At 73.1% G+C, this 16811-nt stretch carries 15 protein-coding genes; 5 read left to right on the top strand and 10 right to left on the bottom strand.

Annotation, left to right across the window (positions count from 1 at the left end; genetic code table 11):
- Both ACWEJ6_RS11350 and ACWEJ6_RS11345 read right to left on the bottom strand, forming a co-directional pair.
- Nucleotides 1-1648, bottom strand: a 1648-nt coding sequence (locus ACWEJ6_RS11350) for an AAA family ATPase (protein WP_452423075.1), incomplete at its 3' end; no start/stop codon positions are given.
- Nucleotides 1649-2758: an exonuclease SbcCD subunit D gene (locus ACWEJ6_RS11345; RefSeq protein WP_452423073.1), complete on the bottom strand. Its 1110-nt coding sequence runs from the start codon at nucleotides 2756-2758 to the stop codon at nucleotides 1649-1651. It abuts the gene before it with no gap.
- Between the two features lie 107 nt (nucleotides 2759-2865).
- Between ACWEJ6_RS11345 and ACWEJ6_RS11340 the strand changes: the two genes are divergently transcribed.
- Nucleotides 2866-4359: an alpha/beta hydrolase family protein gene (locus ACWEJ6_RS11340; protein ID WP_387664318.1), complete on the top strand. Its 1494-nt coding sequence runs from the start codon at nucleotides 2866-2868 to the stop codon at nucleotides 4357-4359.
- Here ACWEJ6_RS11340 and ACWEJ6_RS11335 read toward each other — a convergent pair.
- On the bottom strand, nucleotides 4332-5264 hold the full coding sequence (locus tag ACWEJ6_RS11335) for an alpha/beta hydrolase (protein WP_452423071.1): 933 nt from the start codon (nucleotides 5262-5264) through the stop codon (nucleotides 4332-4334). The genes ACWEJ6_RS11340 and ACWEJ6_RS11335 overlap by 28 nt on opposite strands.
- Nucleotide 5265: 1 nt before the next feature.
- Complete coding sequence (locus ACWEJ6_RS11330) at nucleotides 5266-6135, bottom strand: enoyl-CoA hydratase-related protein (RefSeq protein WP_452423069.1); 870 nt, start codon at nucleotides 6133-6135, stop codon at nucleotides 5266-5268.
- 125 nt (nucleotides 6136-6260) lie between these two features.
- Between ACWEJ6_RS11330 and ACWEJ6_RS11325 the strand changes: the two genes are divergently transcribed.
- Nucleotides 6261-7721 carry an LCP family protein gene (locus tag ACWEJ6_RS11325; RefSeq protein WP_452423067.1) on the top strand — a complete coding sequence of 487 codons (1461 nt, stop codon included), beginning with the start codon at nucleotides 6261-6263 and terminating at the stop codon, nucleotides 7719-7721.
- A gap of 71 nt (nucleotides 7722-7792) precedes the next feature.
- Complete coding sequence (locus ACWEJ6_RS11320; RefSeq protein WP_387664310.1) at nucleotides 7793-8065, top strand: hypothetical protein; 273 nt, start codon at nucleotides 7793-7795, stop codon at nucleotides 8063-8065.
- Here the strand turns inward: ACWEJ6_RS11320 and ACWEJ6_RS11315 are convergent.
- The gene (locus tag ACWEJ6_RS11315; RefSeq protein WP_452423064.1) at nucleotides 8051-8932 is read right to left on the bottom strand and encodes an alpha/beta fold hydrolase; all 882 of its coding nucleotides are present in this window, start codon (nucleotides 8930-8932) and stop codon (nucleotides 8051-8053) included. The two genes, ACWEJ6_RS11320 and ACWEJ6_RS11315, sit on opposite strands and share 15 nt — an antisense overlap.
- 104 nt (nucleotides 8933-9036) lie before the next feature.
- Here ACWEJ6_RS11315 and ACWEJ6_RS11310 point away from each other — a divergent pair, with 104 nt between their 5' ends.
- Nucleotides 9037-10011, top strand: coding sequence for a BtrH N-terminal domain-containing protein (locus ACWEJ6_RS11310; RefSeq protein ID WP_387664306.1), 975 nt, complete (start codon nucleotides 9037-9039; stop codon nucleotides 10009-10011).
- A 20-nt stretch (nucleotides 10012-10031) separates the two neighbouring features.
- Here the strand turns inward: ACWEJ6_RS11310 and ACWEJ6_RS11305 are convergent, their stop codons facing one another.
- From ACWEJ6_RS11305 to ACWEJ6_RS11290, 4 genes are all read right to left on the bottom strand, one after another.
- Nucleotides 10032-10688 (bottom strand): class I SAM-dependent methyltransferase, encoded by a 657-nt coding sequence (locus ACWEJ6_RS11305; RefSeq protein WP_358285060.1) that lies wholly within the window; start codon nucleotides 10686-10688, stop codon nucleotides 10032-10034.
- 38 nt (nucleotides 10689-10726) lie between these two features.
- The gene (locus ACWEJ6_RS11300) at nucleotides 10727-11731 is read right to left on the bottom strand and encodes an enolase C-terminal domain-like protein (protein ID WP_357964663.1); all 1005 of its coding nucleotides are present in this window, start codon (nucleotides 11729-11731) and stop codon (nucleotides 10727-10729) included.
- Between the two features lie 100 nt (nucleotides 11732-11831).
- On the bottom strand, nucleotides 11832-13223 hold the full coding sequence (locus tag ACWEJ6_RS11295; protein ID WP_452423062.1) for an MFS transporter: 1392 nt from the start codon (nucleotides 13221-13223) through the stop codon (nucleotides 11832-11834).
- Nucleotides 13224-13285: 62 nt separating this feature from the next.
- Nucleotides 13286-14014, bottom strand: coding sequence for a TetR/AcrR family transcriptional regulator C-terminal domain-containing protein (locus ACWEJ6_RS11290; RefSeq protein ID WP_387664298.1), 729 nt, complete (start codon nucleotides 14012-14014; stop codon nucleotides 13286-13288).
- Between the two features lie 98 nt (nucleotides 14015-14112).
- Here ACWEJ6_RS11290 and ACWEJ6_RS11285 point away from each other — a divergent pair, with 98 nt between their 5' ends.
- A complete protein-coding gene (locus ACWEJ6_RS11285) occupies nucleotides 14113-15561 on the top strand; it encodes a DHA2 family efflux MFS transporter permease subunit (RefSeq protein WP_387664296.1) in 1449 nt (482 codons plus the stop codon).
- 108 nt (nucleotides 15562-15669) lie between these two features.
- Here ACWEJ6_RS11285 and ACWEJ6_RS11280 read toward each other — a convergent pair whose 3' ends face one another.
- Nucleotides 15670-16809, bottom strand: a complete 1140-nt coding sequence (locus ACWEJ6_RS11280) for a VWA domain-containing protein (protein ID WP_358285975.1) — start codon at nucleotides 16807-16809, stop codon at nucleotides 15670-15672.
- Nucleotides 16810-16811 lie beyond the last annotated feature (2 nt).

Genomic DNA, 16811 nt, shown 5'->3' with positions numbered 1-16811 from the left:
TGATCAAGAATGAGGGAGACAGTCTAGTGTGATCATCCTGAGCCTGCCGAGCGATTATTCGCGTCCCGGCCAGGGCGGCCTCCGCCGCGGCCAGCCGGGCCGGCAGCTCGGCCTCGGCCGCCGCCACCTCGGCCTCGCGCCGGGCCAGCGCCTCCAGCTCACCGGCCAGCGCGGCGAGCTCCCGGTCGACGTCGATCAGGTCGGCGGCGGCGTCGCGTACGGCCTGGGCCGCCGGGATGCGCGCCGCGGCCACCCGCGCGCCGGCGAGCCTGTTCTCGGCGTCGGCGACCAGGCCGGGCAGGACGGCGAGCCGCGCGGCGGCGGTCTCGTCGGCGCTGACCAGCTCGGACAGCTCCTGCGCCACCCGCGACAGGTCGCGCCGGACGACCGACAGCCGGGCCTCCTCGGTGAGCAGCTCGGACAGCCGGGCCAGCTCGGCGCGGCGCTCCCGCTCCAGGCCCTCCAGCTCCTCCACCGACGGCTCCGCGCCGCTCGCCGGCCCCTCGACGCCTGGCGTGGATCGGCGGGTGAGGAGGGGACGGGCGCGGGCCAGGGCGTCGGCGACCATGGCGCGGGCCTTGGCGGCGGCCTCGGCGCGCTGCCCGGCGGCCGTGATGAGCGGGAGCACGCGGTCGGCGCGGGCGGCGTCGTCGATGACGGCCTGGAGGTCGGCGCGTTCGTCGGCGCGCTCGTCGAGGGTGCGGCGCAGGGTCAGGGCCTCGGCGTGGCGGCGGCGGCGGTCGGCGAGGGCGGCGGCCTGCTCGAAGCGCGACCGCGCCGCGCGTACGGCGTCGCCCGCGGCGGCGTGCCGCTCCTCGCACCGGTGGACGACGGCCCGCGCCGCGTCCAGCAACGCGCCGGCCCATCCGAGCGGATCGTCCGCCGCCGACGGCAACCCCCCGTCGCCGGCACCGCCGTCCGGCGCGGAGGCGAGGACGGGGCCGGCCCCCGCACCGCCGTCCGGCGCGGGGGCGAGGAGGGGCCCGGCGGCCTCCTCCAGGCGTTCGACGGCGAAGGCGACCTCGCGCCCCAGCTCCTGCTCCTCCCGCCCCGTGGCCCGCCGCCGCTCGGCCAGCCACGCCTCGGCCTGGGTGAACACCTTGACGGTGAACAGCCGCTCCAGCAGCCGGGCGCGGTCGTCGCCGTCGGCGCGCAGGAACTTGGCGAAGTCGCCCTGCGGCAACATCACCACCTGGCAGAACTGCTCGGCGTTCATCCCGAGCAGCCCGCCCACCAGGTCGCCCGCCTCGTCGAGCCGGGTCGTGAGCCCCTGCCAGGCGGCCCCGCGGCGCTCCTCGACGACGACCTTGGCCTTCTCCTCGGTGAACCCGGCGCCGCGCAACTTGGGACGCTGCCACGACGGCGACCGCCGGATGCGCAGCGAACGGCCCCGGATCGTGACCTCCAGCGTCACCGAGGGGCCGGCGCCGGCGGGCGCGTGGTCGCAGCGCAGGCTGCGGGCGCTGTTGCGCTGGCCGGGCACGACGCCGTAGAGGGCGAAGCAGAGCGCGTCGAGGATCGTGGTCTTGCCCGCCCCGGTGGGCCCGTGGATGAGGAACAGGCCCGCCTCGGTGAGGGCGTCGAAGTCGACCGTCTCGGTGCCGGGGAAGGAGCCGAAGGCCGTGAGGGAGAGCAGGTGCGGCCGCATCTACGCCATCGTCTCCTTCGTCCGCGACGCCTCGACCGCCTGTCTCAGCAGCTCTTCCTCCTCGGGCGCGGCGGGCTCGCCGCGCACCTCGCGGACGAAGTCGAGGGCGACCTCGGCCTCGGGCCGCCCGCTGACCCGCACCGGGCCGGCGGCGGGCGCCGCGCCCACCGGGTCGAACGACAGGGCGAGGGCGTGCGGGAAACGGGCCCGCAGCCGGTCCATGGCCTGCTTGGGACGGACGGCGTCGGTCAGGGTGATCTGCAGCCAGTGGTCTTCGCAGGCGGAGAAGGCGGGCAGGGTCAGCAGGTCGTCGAGGTCGCCGCGGAGCCGCCCGACCGGCCGGGGCACGGGCGCGGGCACGAACTCCGCGCCCGAGCCGAGCGTGACCAGCCAGCAGCCCTTGACGTGGCCGGTCTCGGAGAAGGAGTAGGCCAGCGGGGAGCCGGAGTAGCGCACGGTCTCGGACATGCGCTGCCGCCCGTGCAGGTGGCCGAGCGCGACGTAGTCGACGCCGTCGAAGGCCGACAGGGGGACGTGGGACACGCCGCCCACGCTGATGTCGCGCTCGCTGTCGCTGGCCTGGCCACCGGTCACGAAGCAGTGGGCCAGCACGACGGCGGCCCGATGGCGGACGGCGTCGGCGCGCACGCGGCTCATCGCGTGGGAGATCGCGGCGGTGTGGCCGCGGTCGGGCAGCTGCCAGGGGGTGCGCACCAGCTCGGGCTCCAGGTAGGGGATGCCGTAGAAGGCGACGTCGCCGACCAGCACCGGCTCCCACGACTGCGCGGGCTCGGTGCGGACGTGCACCCCCGAGGACTCGAACAGCGCCGACCCGAACCCCAGCCGCAGCGCCGAGTCGTGGTTGCCGCTGATCAGCACCACCCGCGCCCCGGCGGCGCGCAGGCGGGCCAGCGCGTCGGAGAGCAGGGCCACCGCGTCGACCGGCGGCAGGGCGCGGTCGTAGACGTCGCCGGAGACGGCCACGACGTCGACCCGCTCGGCGCGCACCGTCTCGACCAGGTGGTCGACGAACGCGGCCTGCGCCCCGAGCAGGCTCTCCCGATGGAAGGAGCGCCCGAGGTGCCAGTCGGAGGTGTGCAGGATCCGCATGTCGCAGGAAGCTAACATCTCTCACCGACAAATGCGGCCCCTCCCGTCACAGAAGCCGGGAGTAGGCTGGATGATCGGCGGGCAAACCAACGCACATGGGGAGGCCGATGCGCACTGGCCGTGGCACCTTGAGCGTCGCCGCCGGCCTGGTGCTGGTGGCTCTCGCGTCGGTCGGCTACGTGTTGCCGCCCGCGTTCGACCCGCCGCCGCTGAAGGCGGATCCGGCGTTCGCCGCGATTCCCCCGCAACCGGCCGACGAGCTGCGCCCGGTGGTTGCGGCCGCCCCCGTGCGGCGGGAGGAGATCTCGCTGCCGGCCGAGGGCCAGCGCCTGGAGGGCACCTTACGCGTGCCGCTCTCGCCCGGCCCGCACCCGGCGATGGTGTTCGTGTCGGGGTCGGGCAACGGGTCGCGGACGGAGTTCACGCCGCAGGCGGAGTTCCTGGCCAGGGCGGGCGTGGCGACGATCGCGTTCGACAAGCGCACGGTCGGCTACGACTTCCGCGACCGCGACTTCGGGCTGCTGGCCGACGACGCGCTGCGCATGGTGGAGTACCTGCGCACCCGGCCGGAGGTGGACGCCTCGCGCGTCGGGCTGTGGGGGGTCAGCGAGGGCGGCTGGGTCGTCCCGATCGCGGCGGCGAAGAGCGCGGCGGTGGGCTTCGCGGTGCTGGTCTCCTCGCCGAACGTCTCGCCGCTACGGCAGGTCGCCTGGGCCCTGAACGAGCAGCTGCTGCGGCTGCACGCCCCCATCGGCGCCCGCGACCTGCTGACCAGGGCGATGGGCGGCGTCGGCTTCACCTTCCTGCGTTACGACGCGATGCCGGCCTTACGTCAGGTCAAGCAGCCGGTCCTGGCGTTCTACGGCACGACCGACCCCTCGATCCCCTTCGTGGAGTCCACCAAGGCGCTGGTCACGGCGCTCACCGAGGCGGGCAACGACCGGTACACGATCCGCTTCATGGACAAGGGCGACCACGCGATGCGGGTCAACGGCGGCCCGTTCACCAAGGGCTACCTGGAGACGCTGGCCAACTGGATCACCGGCCTGCCGGGCACCGCCAGGCCGTCGGCGCACATGGCGGGCAGCACGCCGGTCCAGCGGTTCGAGGCCAGCGACGTGCCCGCGGCCCCCTGGTACGCGGGCGGCACGATGCTGGGGCTGACCATCTGCCTGGCCGCCGTCGGGTACGTGGCCGGCCCGGTGGCGGCGATGGTCGTCCGGCTGCGCGGTCACGGCAGGGAGCCGGTCGAGACCAACGCCCGGCTGTGGCCGCCGATCAGGCGCAGGCTGCGCAGGATGGCGTGGACGGGCCTCGGCCTGCTGGCCTCGGTCGTGGCGTTCATCATGCTGCTGGTGCTGTTCTCGGTGAACCAGGCGGGCGCCTGGCCGGCCGTGCTGGCCGGCTGGCTGGTGGTCCGCGTGCTGGCCGTGCTCATGCTGGTCCAGGAGGTCACGGCGGTGGCCGCGTACGTGTCGGCGCTGCGCGAGGGCATGCGGCCCACCCGGTGGCAGTACGTGGCGATCGGCGGCGTGCTCGGCGGCACCGGGCTGCTCCTGGTGGCGGCGGCCTACTACGGCCTGTTCTCGTTCCCCTGGTAGGAAGTGCCCTGGTAGGCGTTCATCCAGCGGTCGAGTTCGGCGAAGACCTGCTTGCGCGCGGGCTCGGCCGACAGCACCAGGTCGTGCACGCCGTCCTGGATGCGCACGCAGGTGACGTGGGGGCCGATCGAGGTGGCCCAGCGGGCCATGTGCTCCGGGTCGAGCACGATGTCGGCCGAGCGCGCCTCGGGCACGAAGTCGCGTACCCGCAGACCCGTGGAGGAGGCCAGGACGAGCACCGGCACGTCCACCGCCAGCCCGCGGTGCAGCCGCCGCTGGGCCCGCCGGATGGCGGCCAGCCACATGGCGTGCACGGAGAACCCGACCAGCGGCTTGAGTTCGAGGTCGTAGTCCCATTCGCCCTGTTCGGTGCGGTGCAGGCTCTGGCCGTAGGCGGTGCTGATGCCGAGGGGCAGCGGCCGCCGGACGTAGGACATCGGGGTCTTGAGCAGGTCGGCGGCCAGCCGGAGCGGGGCCGGCACGTTGAGGTCGAGGAACGGGCTGTTGAGCACGAGCCCCTGCACCAGGCCCCGGCCGCGGACCCGGTCGGCCCACAGCGCGGTGATCAGGCCGCCGGTGGAGTGCGCGTTGACGGTCAGCTCGTCGTGGTCGCGGCGGATGAGCCGGACTGCCTCGTCGATCTCGGGGAAGTAGTCGGTGACGCTCCTGATCAGCCCTCTGGTCTGGTGCGGGAGCAGTGAGCGGCCGTACTTGCGCAGGTCGAGGGCGTAGAAGTCGATGCCGCGCTGGACGTAGTGGTCGGCCAGATGGTCCTGGAAGAAGTAGTCGGTGAACCCGTGGACGTAGAGCACCGCCCTGCGCGAACCGGTCTTCCTGGAGATCAGGGTCGCGACGACCTCGCCCTCGAAGTCGGGCTGCATGGGGAGAACGGTGATCTCGTACATATCAGACAGAATATGGATTGTCCGGCCATGTGGGGACGCCGGGCGGAAGGTCGGTGCTCACCTTCATCGGGAAGTCGGCCGGACGCTTCTCCAGGAACGCCGTCACCCCCTCCACCGTGTCGGCCGCGCCCCCGAGTTCGGCCATGAGCCTGGAGTCGGCGGCGTGCGCCTCCCACGGCGAGGCGGCCGACAGGCCCGACCACATCAGCCTGCGCACGGCGGCGACGGAGACGGCCGAGGTGTTCTCGGCGATCTCGCGGCCGAGCGCGTACGCGGCGGGCAGCAGTTCCTCGTCCGGCAGCACCCGCGAGACCAGGCGGCCCTCCAGCGCCTCTGCGGCGGGGAAGACCCGGCCGGTCACCGCCCACTCCATGGCCCGCGAGATGCCGACCACCCGGGGCAGGAACCAGCTCGACGCCGCCTCCGTGACGATGCCGCGCCGGGCGAACACGAACCCGAATCTGGCGCTCTCGGCGGCCAGCCGGACGTCCATGGGCAGCGTCATCGTGACGCCCACGCCCACCGCCGGGCCGTTGATCGCGGCGATGACGGGCTTGAGCGAGGCGGCGATCCGCAGCGCGACCGTGCCGCCGCCGTCGCGCGGCGCACCCTCGACCAGCTCGGCCGGTTCGGCCTCCGCCCGGTGGCCGAACGTGCCTCCGCCGCCGCCCAGGTCGGCCCCCGCGCAGAAGGCCCGCCCGGCTCCCGTGACGACCACCGCGCGCACGTCGTCGTCGGCGTCGGCGAGGTCGAACGCGCTGATCAGCTCGGCGCGCATGGTCAGGGTGAAGGCGTTGAGCCGCTCGGGGCGAGACAGTGTGATGGTGGCGACGCGATCGGCCACGTGGTACTCGATCTCGGAGAAGGCCATGACCCGAATCTTATTCGGTTACCGATGTTCACCCTCCGATAAAGACATATTTCGCATCCAATGCGTAGGCTGCCCGCGCTGTCCGTGCCTGCGGGTTACGGTGGAGTTCGGGGAACGGGGATGCCGTGCAGGGTAAGGAACCGGTGAGCGCGGGAGCGGTCCTCGGCTGGCTGGCGCTCTCGGCGCTGGCGCCCGGGGCCGCCCATCTGCGTGCCGGCCGGCGCACGACCGGCCTGATCCTGCTGTCGTGCTACTTCGCCGGCCTGCTGGCGCTGCTGGCACTCGCGCTGACGACCAACAACCTGCTGGGCTCGCTGACCCAGGACTCGTGGCTGACCGCGATCGTCGTCGGAGCCGCGGCGCTGGGCGTCGCCTGGTTCACGGTGATCGTGCACTCCTTCGTGGTGCTGCGTCCCGGGCGGCTGCCGCAGAACGGCCAGATCCTGGCCGGCACCCTCGCGGGGCTGCTCGCCGTCGCCGTGGTGGTGCCGTTCGGGCTGGTCGCGCAGAACGTGTGGATGTCCCAGCAGACCCTCGACGACATCTTCACCGGCCCCGAGCCGGCCGAACCCGCCGTCCCGGCCGGGCAGGAGCCGCCGCGGGACCCGTGGGCCGGTCGTGACCGGGTCAACATCCTGCTCCTCGGCGGCGACGCCGACGACAACCGCACCGGCGTGCGCACCGACAGCGTGAACGTGGCCAGCATCGACGTGAAGTCCGGCAACACCGTGCTGGTCAGCCTGCCGCGCAACCTGGAGAACGTGCGCTTCCGTCCCGGCACGCCCATGGCCCAGCGATTCCCCGACGGCTTCCGCCTGCCGCCCGACCCCGGCGGCGGCCGCAGCGACCTGCTCAACAGCGTCTGGGAGTACGCCGACGCCCACCCGGAGATCTTCGGCGGCCGCCGGCAGCAGGGCCCGCAGGTGCTCATGGACACCATCGGCTACACCCTCGGCCTGAAGATCGACTGGTACGCCCTGGTCAACATGTGGGGCTTCGCCCGGCTCATCGACGCCATCGGCGGCATCACGCTCACCGTCGAGCAGGACGTGGTGTTCGGCAAGTACAACGAGGGCCTCGTCAAGGCCGGCACCAGGAAGCTCAAGGGCGCCGACGCGATGTGGTACGCCCGCTCCCGCACCTTCAGCGACGACTACACCAGGATGCGGCGGCAGCGCTGCGTGCTCGGCGCGCTGCTGGACCAGGCCGACCCGGCGACCGTGCTGGTCCGCTTCAACCGGATCGCGCTGGCCGCCAAGGAGCTGATCAGGACCGACATCCCGCGCTCGATGCTGACGAACCTGGTGCCGCTGGCGCTCAAGGTCAAGAACGCGAAGGTGACGAGCCTGCAGTTCGTGCCGCCGCTGATCCGCACCGGCTACCCCGACTGGGACAAGATCCGCCGGCTGACCGCCAAGGCCGTGCGCGACTCGGCCGCGACCACGTCCGCCGTCGCCGCCTCCGCGACCCCGTCGGCGAGCCCGTCGGCCACGGCGTCGGCCACGGGCGGCCCCTCGCCCAGGAAGTCCACCCAGCCCTCCGCGCCGCCGACCAAGGGGCTCACCGAGGGATGTGGCGCGGGTTGAGCCGGACGCCCTGACGAGCCCGGTCACGGATGGCATGCTGGGGGACTCGGCAAACCTGGAGGAGATTCGCGATGTCCCACCCCCTCGGCAGCTCGCCCGCCGTCCGGCGCACCCCTCTCGACGCCGAGGAGAGAGTGCGGGCCGAGGCCGGCTTCGTCCCCCTCGTGGCCCAGCACCTGGCCGAGAACGGCCGGTTCAGGGTGAGCGCCGACAGCGCCGAGCTGGTGGAGGTCTTCCAGGGGGTCGCCCGCAAGGTGGGCGAGCTGCTCGGCCGGCCGGTGGTCAGCTACTCCAACGGCCGGTACATGGTGATCACCTTCGCCCAGGACTCACCGGTGGGCTGAGGCCGCACTGCGGTCAAGCAGGGCGCGCAGGATCCGGTGGGGGTGCGTCCAGAGCAGCGCGCCGCCGGCGCCGGGCACGACGTGCCGCACGGCTCCCGGGATGCGGGCGGTCAGGCCCTCCCCCAGGTCGGGCGAGTGGGTGGCGTCGTGCTCGCCGTACCAGACGTCGACCGGCGCCGTGATCGACGACAGGTCGACGCCCCAGCGGCCCATCGCCAGGACGGTGTCGCGGGCGTAACCGGCCGGCCCCTGCGCGAACGCCTCCGCCAGCGCCTCGCGATATCCGGCGGCGAACTCGGGCCGCTGGTAGACGGCCAGGTCGCAGGCCGGGCTGCCGCCCATCACCAGATCCCACATCGCCTGCGGGGTGAAGCCCGCGAAGATCCGCTCGGCCGCCTCCGGGTCGCGCGTGGACAGGTCCGTCAGCTGCCGCAGCTCGGCGGGCAGCGCGCCGGCGAAGCGCGGGTCGGCCACCTCGTCGGCGGCCGAGACCAGGGCCAGCGCGCCGGTCACGCCGGCGGCGGCGCAGGCGAGCGCGAACGGCGCGCCCTGCGAGTTGCCCACCATGGCCGGACGCCCGAGGCCGCGCAGCCCGGCGAAGACCTCGACGTCGGCGGCGAACCCGGCGAACGTGCGGCCCGGCGCGGGGGTGGAGGCGCCCAGTCCGGGCCGGTCCAGGGAGATCAGGCGCACGCCGAGGTCGTCGGGCGCCGCCGCGCCCATGCCGAGCCGGCGGCTGGTGGCGGCCCCCGGGGAGAGCAGGACCGGCCTCCCGTCCGGCGGCCCCCACTCGGCCCAGCCCAGGAGGCGGCCATCGGGCAGCCGTTCGGCGCCCGTGCGGGCAGGAGGTGCGACCAGGGTGTTCATGCGCCCATCATCCCGTGCGCACCTCGGGGTGCTTCCACCGGTTTTCCGTGGCACGCCGGGCCGCCCGGCAGGTGAATCCGCAGGTCATCCTGCACACTGGGCTTGTGCTCATCGATCTCGTTCCGCCCTTCGAAGGGCGTCACTGTGAGACGACCACCGCCGGCACGCTGCTGCGGCACGCGGGCGTGGAGCTGTCGGAGGCGATGCTGTTCGGGCTGGGCGAAGGGCTGAGCTTCATCTACTGGGACAGCGGCTCGCTGGACGTCCCGCTGATCGGCGGACGGGTCAAGCCGCACGCGCTCACCGAGAAGCTGGCCGCCGCGCTCGGGTTCACGCTGGACACGCAGGAGACCTCCTCCCCCATCACGGCCTGGTCGAACGTTCGCCGGCACCTCGACGAGGGCACCCCCGTCGGGATCCGGCTCGACTGCTATCACCTCGACTACATCAGGACGCCCTACCACTTCGGCGGCCACTACGTGGCGATGGTCGGTTACGACGAGGGCCACGCCCACCTCGTGGACACCGCCCAGCAGGGCACCCGCAACCGGGTCCCGCTCGACTCGCTCGAACGGGCCCGCGCGGCGACCGGGCCGATGACGGCGCACAACCTGTCGTACACGCTGGGGCCGTGCGCCGAGCCCGACCTGCCGCAGGCCGTCAGGACGGCCGTCCGGTCCACCGCCGCCGCCTTCCTCAACCCGGCGATGAGGAACGTCGGCTACCGGGGCATCGAGCAGGCCGCCGCGCTCATCCCCACCTGGCTGGAGCGCGGGCCGACCGCGCAGCTCACGCGTACGGCCAACCTCATGGAGCGGGGCGGCACGGGCGGCGCGTTCTTCCGCAACCTCTACACCGAGTTCCTGGCCGAGGCCCAGATGATCGCGCCCGGCAAGGCCCTGGAGACGGCCTGCCAGGCGTACATGGCGCTGGCGCCCAAGTGGAGCGAGGTGGCCGACCTGCTGGCCCAGGCCGGGGAGACCGGCCGGCAACAGCCGCTCGACCAGGCGGGGACGCTGCTGTACGACCTGGCCGTGCGCGAGCGGCTGGCCATGGAGACGCTGTACGAGGCGGCGTAGCGGAAGCGGGACCGGCGGGGTCAGCGGGGGCGGCGGAAGGTGGCGCGCCAGCGGTGGCGTCCGCCGTCGCGCAGGTCCTCGATCCGCTCAGCCGTCAGCCCGCCGGTCGCGAACGCCGCGATCTCCGACGCCGTCAGCGGCCACGGCGGGGCGCCGACCGGCCCGCCGTCCTCGCGGCCGGACGCGATCACCAGCAGCGTGCCGCCGGGGCGGACGAACCCGGCGACGCTCTCCGTGGCGCGGGCGTGCAGCTCCTCCGGGAGGGCCTGCACGGTCATGATCTCCACCACCAGGTCGAAGGCGTGCCGCCAGGCGGCGGGCGGGTCGAGCAGGTCGGCGGTGACGTAGTCGACCGGGCTGTCCGGGAACCGCTCGCGGGCCAGGCGCACGGCCGACGCGCTCACGTCGAAGGCGACCGTCGCGTGACCGAGGGCCGCCACGTGCTCGGCGTCGTCGCCCAGGCCCGCGCCCACCACGAGCGCCCGTCCGCCGCCGGGGCCGCGTCCGGCGGTCCACTCCACGAGCAGGAAGTGCGGGGTGCGCGAGTCCCAGGGCACGATCGCGTCGCCGGTCGCCGACTCGGCGTAGAGGTGCTCGAACCAGCCGGTCGGGTCGTCGGCGGCCAGCGATCGGGCGGCCAGCCGCCTGGCGTCGGCGTCGGGGTCGCGCTCGGTCATCGGCTCTCCGGGTCGGTCATGCGGGTCGTGCGGGCCGGTCATGCGTGGAAGGACTCCTTGGCCAGGCGGCCGAGGCGGGTCTCGTCGATGGTGTGGCCCAGGCCGGGCTGGGTGAGCGGGACGGCGATGACGCCCGCGTTCGCGCCCACCAGCGGCGTGACGATCTGGTTCTGCTTCGGCGGCTGGGTGACGTCGCACGGCAGCGTGCAGCCGGGCAGGCTGGCGACCGCCACCGTGGCCGCCCTGGCCAGGCCGGCTCCCTGGCCGCCCGCGCACTGGATGTCCCAGCCGGCGGCGGCGGCCCGGTCGTGCGCCCGCCGGGCCTCCGACAACGACGGGAAGGCGGTGGGGCGCAGCAGGAGCACCCTGGCGGCGCGCAGGGTCAGGTAGTCGTCCAGCTCGGCGGTCGAGCGCACCTCGACGGCGACCGAGGCGGCCACGTCGTCCTGGAGCGCGGCGTGCGCGTGCACGTCGCCGAGCGGGAAGGGCCGCTCGATGACCTCCAGGCCGTAGGAGTCGAGGGCGACGAGCTGGCCGAGGTCGGTGTAGGCGTTGCCGCCGTCGACGGCCAGGGTCAGTGCGGGGTAGGCGCGCCGGACCGCGCGTACGGGCTCAACGTCCCAGCCGGGCCTGATGTCGAGGGTGACGTGCCCGTAACCGGCGCAGACCTGCTGGTTGACGCGGGCGACCAGGCTCTCGACGGACGGGTCGGGCGCCAGGCGCACGGTGGCCATCACCGAGGTACGGGTGCCGCCGATCGCGTGCGCGAGCGGCACGCCGCGCATCCTGGTCCACAGGTCCCAGCAGGCCATGTCGACGGCCGGATCGCCGCTCGGCACGGCGTCGGGGTGCTCCCAGTCGACGCCGATCAGCAGCGCGGCCAGCGACTCCTCCAGCCGCGACCAGGCCTTGGGCTCCGGCGAGACGGCCTCGCCCCAGCCGGTCATGCCGCCGTGGTCGGTGAGCTTGACGAGCAGGCTCTCCGACCTCGCGCCGTACGGCAGGACCAGCCGGAAGACCTCCAGCTCCCGCACTCGCGGCATGAACCCCCCTTAAGCCATGACGAGAGAGTCGTCGCGCCTGGTGAAGGCCATCCACGCCGATGCGTTTGGCAGCGTTCTCAGCACTATGACGTTCTCATCACTATGACGCGGTCCCTTCCATAGTGCCTGCCTTGGCGGACTGCACAAAACGGGGGGCCAGCACGACGGCCAGGACGGCGAGCACGACGGTGAATCCGAGCCCCACGGCGTAGTTCTCGCCCGTGGCGGTGAACAGGGCGCCGCTGACGGCGACGGCCACGACGGTGAACACCGACTCGCCGACGCCCACGGCCGCGCTGTTCTGCCCTTCCTCGCCCTCCTTGGACATCTCCAGCACCAGCACGGACACCGTGGGGTGCAGCGCGCCGATGCCGAGGCCGGAGACGGCCATGGCGACGTAGGCGATCGCGATGGGCAGGGAGTCGACGAGCACGAGCGACACCAGCGCGATGCCGACGGCGATCATCGCGGCGCCGCCGCGGATGGCGGCCATGTGGCTGATCGTGCCGCGGCCCTTGATCCAGGAGCCGGTGGACCAGCCGAGCGCCCCCACCGTGAGGACGACGCCCGCGCCGGTGGCGGTCAGGCCGCGCTCCTTCATCAGCATGAGCGGGATGAGCACCTCGGCGGCCATGAGCGAGCCGTAGGCCAGGCCGCGCAGCACGGGGGCGGACGGCAGGCCGCGGGCGGCGCGCAGCGAGCCGGGCAGCAGCAGCTTGGGCAGGGCCACGGCCAGCAGGACGACGCCGGCCACGAGCAGCGGCAGGCCGTCCAGCTTCGCGGCGCTGCCGTACTGGATGAGGGCGGCGGCGACGGCGGTCAGCGTGGCCCAGACGAGCTTGCGGCCGATGCCGGGGGCGGGTTCGGCGGAGCCGCGCTCGACCGAGCGGCCCGCGGTGCCGCGCCACAGCAGCAGCGCCGCGGGGATGACCAGCGCGGAGACGCCGAGGAAGATCCAACGCCAGCTCACGTTCTCCACGACGAACCCGGCGATGGCCGGGCCGATCATGGAGGGCACCACCCAGGCGGCCGAGAACAACGCGAACACCTTGGGATGCATGACCCCCGGGAAGACCCGGGCGACCAGCACGTACAGGGACACCTGGATCAACCCGGCGCCGAGCCCCTGGACGAACCGTCCGGCGACCAGCACCTCCATCGTGGGCGCGAACCCGGCGACCAGCAGCCCGGCCACGAAGGCGACCACGCCGACGGCGATCGGCTGCACCGGCCCCCGCACGTCGCTCCACCTGCCGCCGAGCACGGTCGCGATCACGCTGGCCGCGAGGGTGGCGCTGAAGGCCAGGTTGTACAGGGGCATGCCGTCAAGGTCGCGGGCCACGATCGGCATCGCGGTCGCCACCGCCATCGCCTCGAAGGCCACCAGCATGACGAGCGCGACCAGGCCGACGCTGAGCGCCCGGTACCGCGCGGACAACACCCCGGCCGGGGCCGGGGCGACGTCCTCGATCGGATCAACAGTCGTAGTCATGACGGTAAAGCTACGAGGAAGCCCGGACCGGCACATCGGGCGCGGGGCCTAGGCAATTGGGCCTAAGGCATGCGCGACTCGATGCCGTCGAGCAGCAGTTCCAGGCCGTAGCGGAAACGTTCCTCGCCGCCGGCGGCGACCAGGTCGTCGATGTGCTCGACCAGGTAGGGGAAGCGGTCGCGGGGCAGGGCGCGGTAGTAGTCGGCGACCTGGCTGACGAAGGAGGCGAAGTACTCCTCCTGAGAGGACACGCCGGCGGCGCGCATCCGGCTGATGTGCACCGAGCCCTCGTAGGCGTCGCCGATGAGGTAGAGGGACAGGCGGTCGAGGCACAGGGCGGCCTCGCGCGGCGGCATGCCGGCCTCCACCAGCAGCCCGTAGACGAACTCGCCGGTGCGCAGCGAGTTGCCGCCCGAGGGGATGTTCGCCAGGGCCGCCCTGGCGACGTCGGCGTGCCTGTTCAGCACCCGGTAGACCTCCAGCGCGTACGACCTGAGCTGGTCCTTCCACTGGCCTGGGTCGCGCTCGGGCAGCCGGATCTCGCCGAGCACCCGGTCGTAGACCAGTTCGAGCAGCTCCTCCTTGTTGGCCACGTGCGCGTACAGCGAGGCGGGGCCGGTGTCGAGCTCCTGGGCGACGCGTCTCATGCTGAGCGCGTCGAGCCCTTCGGCGTCGAGGACGCGCAGCCCGGTCTCGACGATGAGGTCCTGGCTGAGCTGCCGCCTAATCTGCGGTTGCTTGCGGGACTTGCGCCACGGCGGCACCGGCACGGCTTCTTCCTTGCTCCCCATGGCGAACACTGTACTTGACACGAACGGTGTTCGCCACTAAAACAGTGTTCGTAAACGAACAGTGTTCGTACCTAAGAACGGCGTTCTAAGGAGTTCCTGTGACAGTGACCAATGCGGGGCAGGCCACGGAGGCCGTCGCGCCCTACCGGTGGCGCTGGGCCGCCCTTTTCGTGATCCTGGCCGCCGAGGTGATGGACCTGCTCGACGCGCTGATCACCACGATCGCCGCCCCCACCATCCGCGCCGACCTGGGCGGCAGCGACAGCCTCGTGCAGTGGCTCGGCGCCGGTTACACCCTGGCCATGGCCGTCGGCCTGGTCACCGGCGGGCGGCTCGGCGACCTGTTCGGCCGCAAGCGCATGTTCCTCATCGGCGCCTTCGGCTTCACCGCCGCCTCGCTGCTGTGCGGAGTGGCGGGCAGCCCCGAGATGCTCATCGCCAGCCGCGTGCTGCAGGGCCTGTTCGGCGCCGTGATGCTGCCGCAGGGGCTGGGGCTGATCAAGGAGATGTTCCCGCCGCAGGAGATGGGCAAGGCGTTCGGCATGTTCGGGCCCGTCATGACGATCTCGTCGGTCGGCGGTCCCGTGCTGGCCGGCTGGCTGGTCGACGCCGACTTCTTCGGCACCGGCTGGCGCATGATCTTCCTGATCAACCTGCCGATCGGCCTGGCCGCCGCCGTCGCCGGCATCCGCTTCCTGCCCGAGTACCGCCTCTCGAACGCCACCAGGCTCGACCTGGTCGGCGTCGGCCTGGTCTCGGTGGCCGGGTTCCTGCTGATCTACCCGCTGATCCAGGGCCGCGAGCTCGACTGGCCCGCCTGGACGTTCGTCTCGATGGCCGCCTCGCTGGTCGTCTTCGCCGTGTTCGGCCGGTACGAGTCGCGCCGCGCCGCGTCCGGCAAGGACCCGCTGGTCACGCCCAGCCTGTTCCGCAAGCGGGCCTTCTCCGGCGGCCTGGTGGCCGGTCTGGCGTTCTTCTCCGGCATGATCGGCCTCAGCCTGGTCTTCAGCATCTACATGCAGGCCGGCCTGCACTTCAGCCCGCTCAAGGCGGGCCTGGCGAGCCTTCCCCAGGCGGTCGGCGGCGTGCTCGGCTTCGGCCTGGCCATGTCCGGGCTCCAGGAGAAGCTGGGCCGCGGGCTGCTGCAGATCGGCGTGGTCGTCATGGCCGCCGGCGCGGCCGTGCTCGGGGTGACCATCCAGCTGGCCGGCACCGACGTCGGCGTCTGGCAGCTCGCCCCCGGGCTGGCGCTGGTCGGCATCGGCATGGGCCTGACCATGGCGCCGTTCTTCGACATCGTGCTGGCCGGCGTCGAGCCGCACGAGTCGGGGTCGGCCTCGGGCACGATGACCGCCGTCCAGCAGCTCGGCGGCGCGCTCGGCACCGCCGTGCTCGGCACGCTCTTCTTCAACCTGCTCAAGCAGGAGTGGAGCTTCGGCTCGGCGATGCAGGTGACCGTCTGGGTCGAGGTCGGGCTGCTGGCCGTGACGTTCGCCCTGTCGTTCCTCATGCCGCGCAAGGCCCGCCCCGAACAGGCCGGCCACTGAGCGCCAGCCCGGCCGCGGCTCCCCTGCGGGGGTGGAGCCGCGGCCGTCCGCGCGCCCGGGGCAGGTGCTGACGCGGCGTCCGGAGCCGCCGTCTTCCGCGCGCCCCGGTCAGGTGCCGACGTGGCGTTCGGCCCAGCGCGCGATGTCGCGGCGTTCGATGGCGGCGGCCATCAGGTCGGGGAAGGCGTCGGGGGTGCAGGCGAACGCGGGCACGCCCATCGCGGCCAGCGCGGCGGCGTTGTCGTGGTCGTAGAAGGGCGCGCCCTCGTCGGAGAGCGCGAGCAGCACGATCACCTGCACCCCGGCCTGGGTCATCGCCGCCACCCGGCGCAGCATCTCCTCGCGCACGCCGCCCTCGTACAGGTCGCTGACCAGGACGAAGACGGAGTCGGCCGGGCGGGTGACGAGGCCCTGGCAGTAGGCGATCGCCCGGTTGATGTCGGTGCCGCCGCCGAGCTGGGTGCCGAACAGCAGCTCGACCGGGTCGTGCAACTGCTCGGTCAGGTCGACCACCGCCGTGTCGAACACCACCAGCGACGTCTTCAGCGACCGCATCGAGGCCAGGACCGCCCCGAACACGCTGGAATACACCACCGAGGCCGCCATCGAACCGCTCTGGTCGATGCAGAGCACCACCTCGCGCTGCACCGACCGCTGCCGGCGCGCGTAGCCGACGAGCCGCGACGGGACGACCGTGTTCCGGTCGGGCAGGTAGTTCTTGAGGTTCGCCCGGATCGTCCGATCCCAGTCGATGTCGGCCACCCGCCTGGGCCGGTGGGTGCGCGCTGAACGGTCGAGCGCGCCCGTCACCGCCGCCCGGGTGCGGTCGGCCAGCCGTCGTTCGAGCTCTTCGACGACCTTGCGCACCACCGCCCTGGCCGACTCGCGGGCCTGCGCGGGCATCACCCGGTTGAGCGCGAGCAGCGTGCCGACCAGGTGCACGTCGGGCTCCACGGCCTCCAGCATCTCCGGTTCGAGCAGCAGCCGGGTGAGGTTCAGCCGCTCGATCGCGTCCTTCTGCATGACCTGGACGACCGTGGACGGGAAGTACGTGCGGATGTCGCCCAGCCAGCGGGCCACCCGCGGCGCGGACGCCCCGAGGCCGCCCTCGCGCCGGCTCTGCCCCTCGCGGCCGTCGTGGTCGTAGACGGCGGCCAGGGCCGCGTCCATCTGCGCGTCGGCACCCTGCAGGGCGCAGCCGGTGCCGTCGGCGTCGCCGCCCCCGAGCACCAGCCGCCACCTGCGCATGC

Source organism: Nonomuraea sp. NPDC004702 (assembly GCF_053601695.1).
The sequence above is the reverse complement of the archived record's forward strand: the minus strand, read 5'-3'. Positions and strand labels throughout refer to the sequence as shown.

Bases quoted from the DNA above. Each gene is read 5' to 3' on its own strand.
- ACWEJ6_RS11345 (WP_452423073.1), bottom strand. From the start codon at position 2,758: ATGCGGATCCTGCACACCTCCGACTGGCACCTCGGGCGCTCCTTCCAT.
- ACWEJ6_RS11340 (WP_387664318.1), top strand. From the start codon at position 2,866: ATGCGCACTGGCCGTGGCACCTTGAGCGTCGCCGCCGGCCTGGTGCTG.
- ACWEJ6_RS11335 (WP_452423071.1), bottom strand. From the start codon at position 5,264: ATGTACGAGATCACCGTTCTCCCCATGCAGCCCGACTTCGAGGGCGAG.
- ACWEJ6_RS11330 (WP_452423069.1), bottom strand. From the start codon at position 6,135: ATGGCCTTCTCCGAGATCGAGTACCACGTGGCCGATCGCGTCGCCACC.
- ACWEJ6_RS11320 (WP_387664310.1), top strand. From the start codon at position 7,793: ATGTCCCACCCCCTCGGCAGCTCGCCCGCCGTCCGGCGCACCCCTCTC.
- ACWEJ6_RS11315 (WP_452423064.1), bottom strand. From the start codon at position 8,932: ATGAACACCCTGGTCGCACCTCCTGCCCGCACGGGCGCCGAACGGCTG.
- ACWEJ6_RS11305 (WP_358285060.1), bottom strand. From the start codon at position 10,688: ATGACCGAGCGCGACCCCGACGCCGACGCCAGGCGGCTGGCCGCCCGA.
- ACWEJ6_RS11300 (WP_357964663.1), bottom strand. From the start codon at position 11,731: ATGCCGCGAGTGCGGGAGCTGGAGGTCTTCCGGCTGGTCCTGCCGTAC.
- ACWEJ6_RS11295 (WP_452423062.1), bottom strand. From the start codon at position 13,223: ATGACTACGACTGTTGATCCGATCGAGGACGTCGCCCCGGCCCCGGCC.
- ACWEJ6_RS11290 (WP_387664298.1), bottom strand. From the start codon at position 14,014: ATGGGGAGCAAGGAAGAAGCCGTGCCGGTGCCGCCGTGGCGCAAGTCC.
- ACWEJ6_RS11280 (WP_358285975.1), bottom strand. From the start codon at position 16,809: ATGCGCAGGTGGCGGCTGGTGCTCGGGGGCGGCGACGCCGACGGCACC.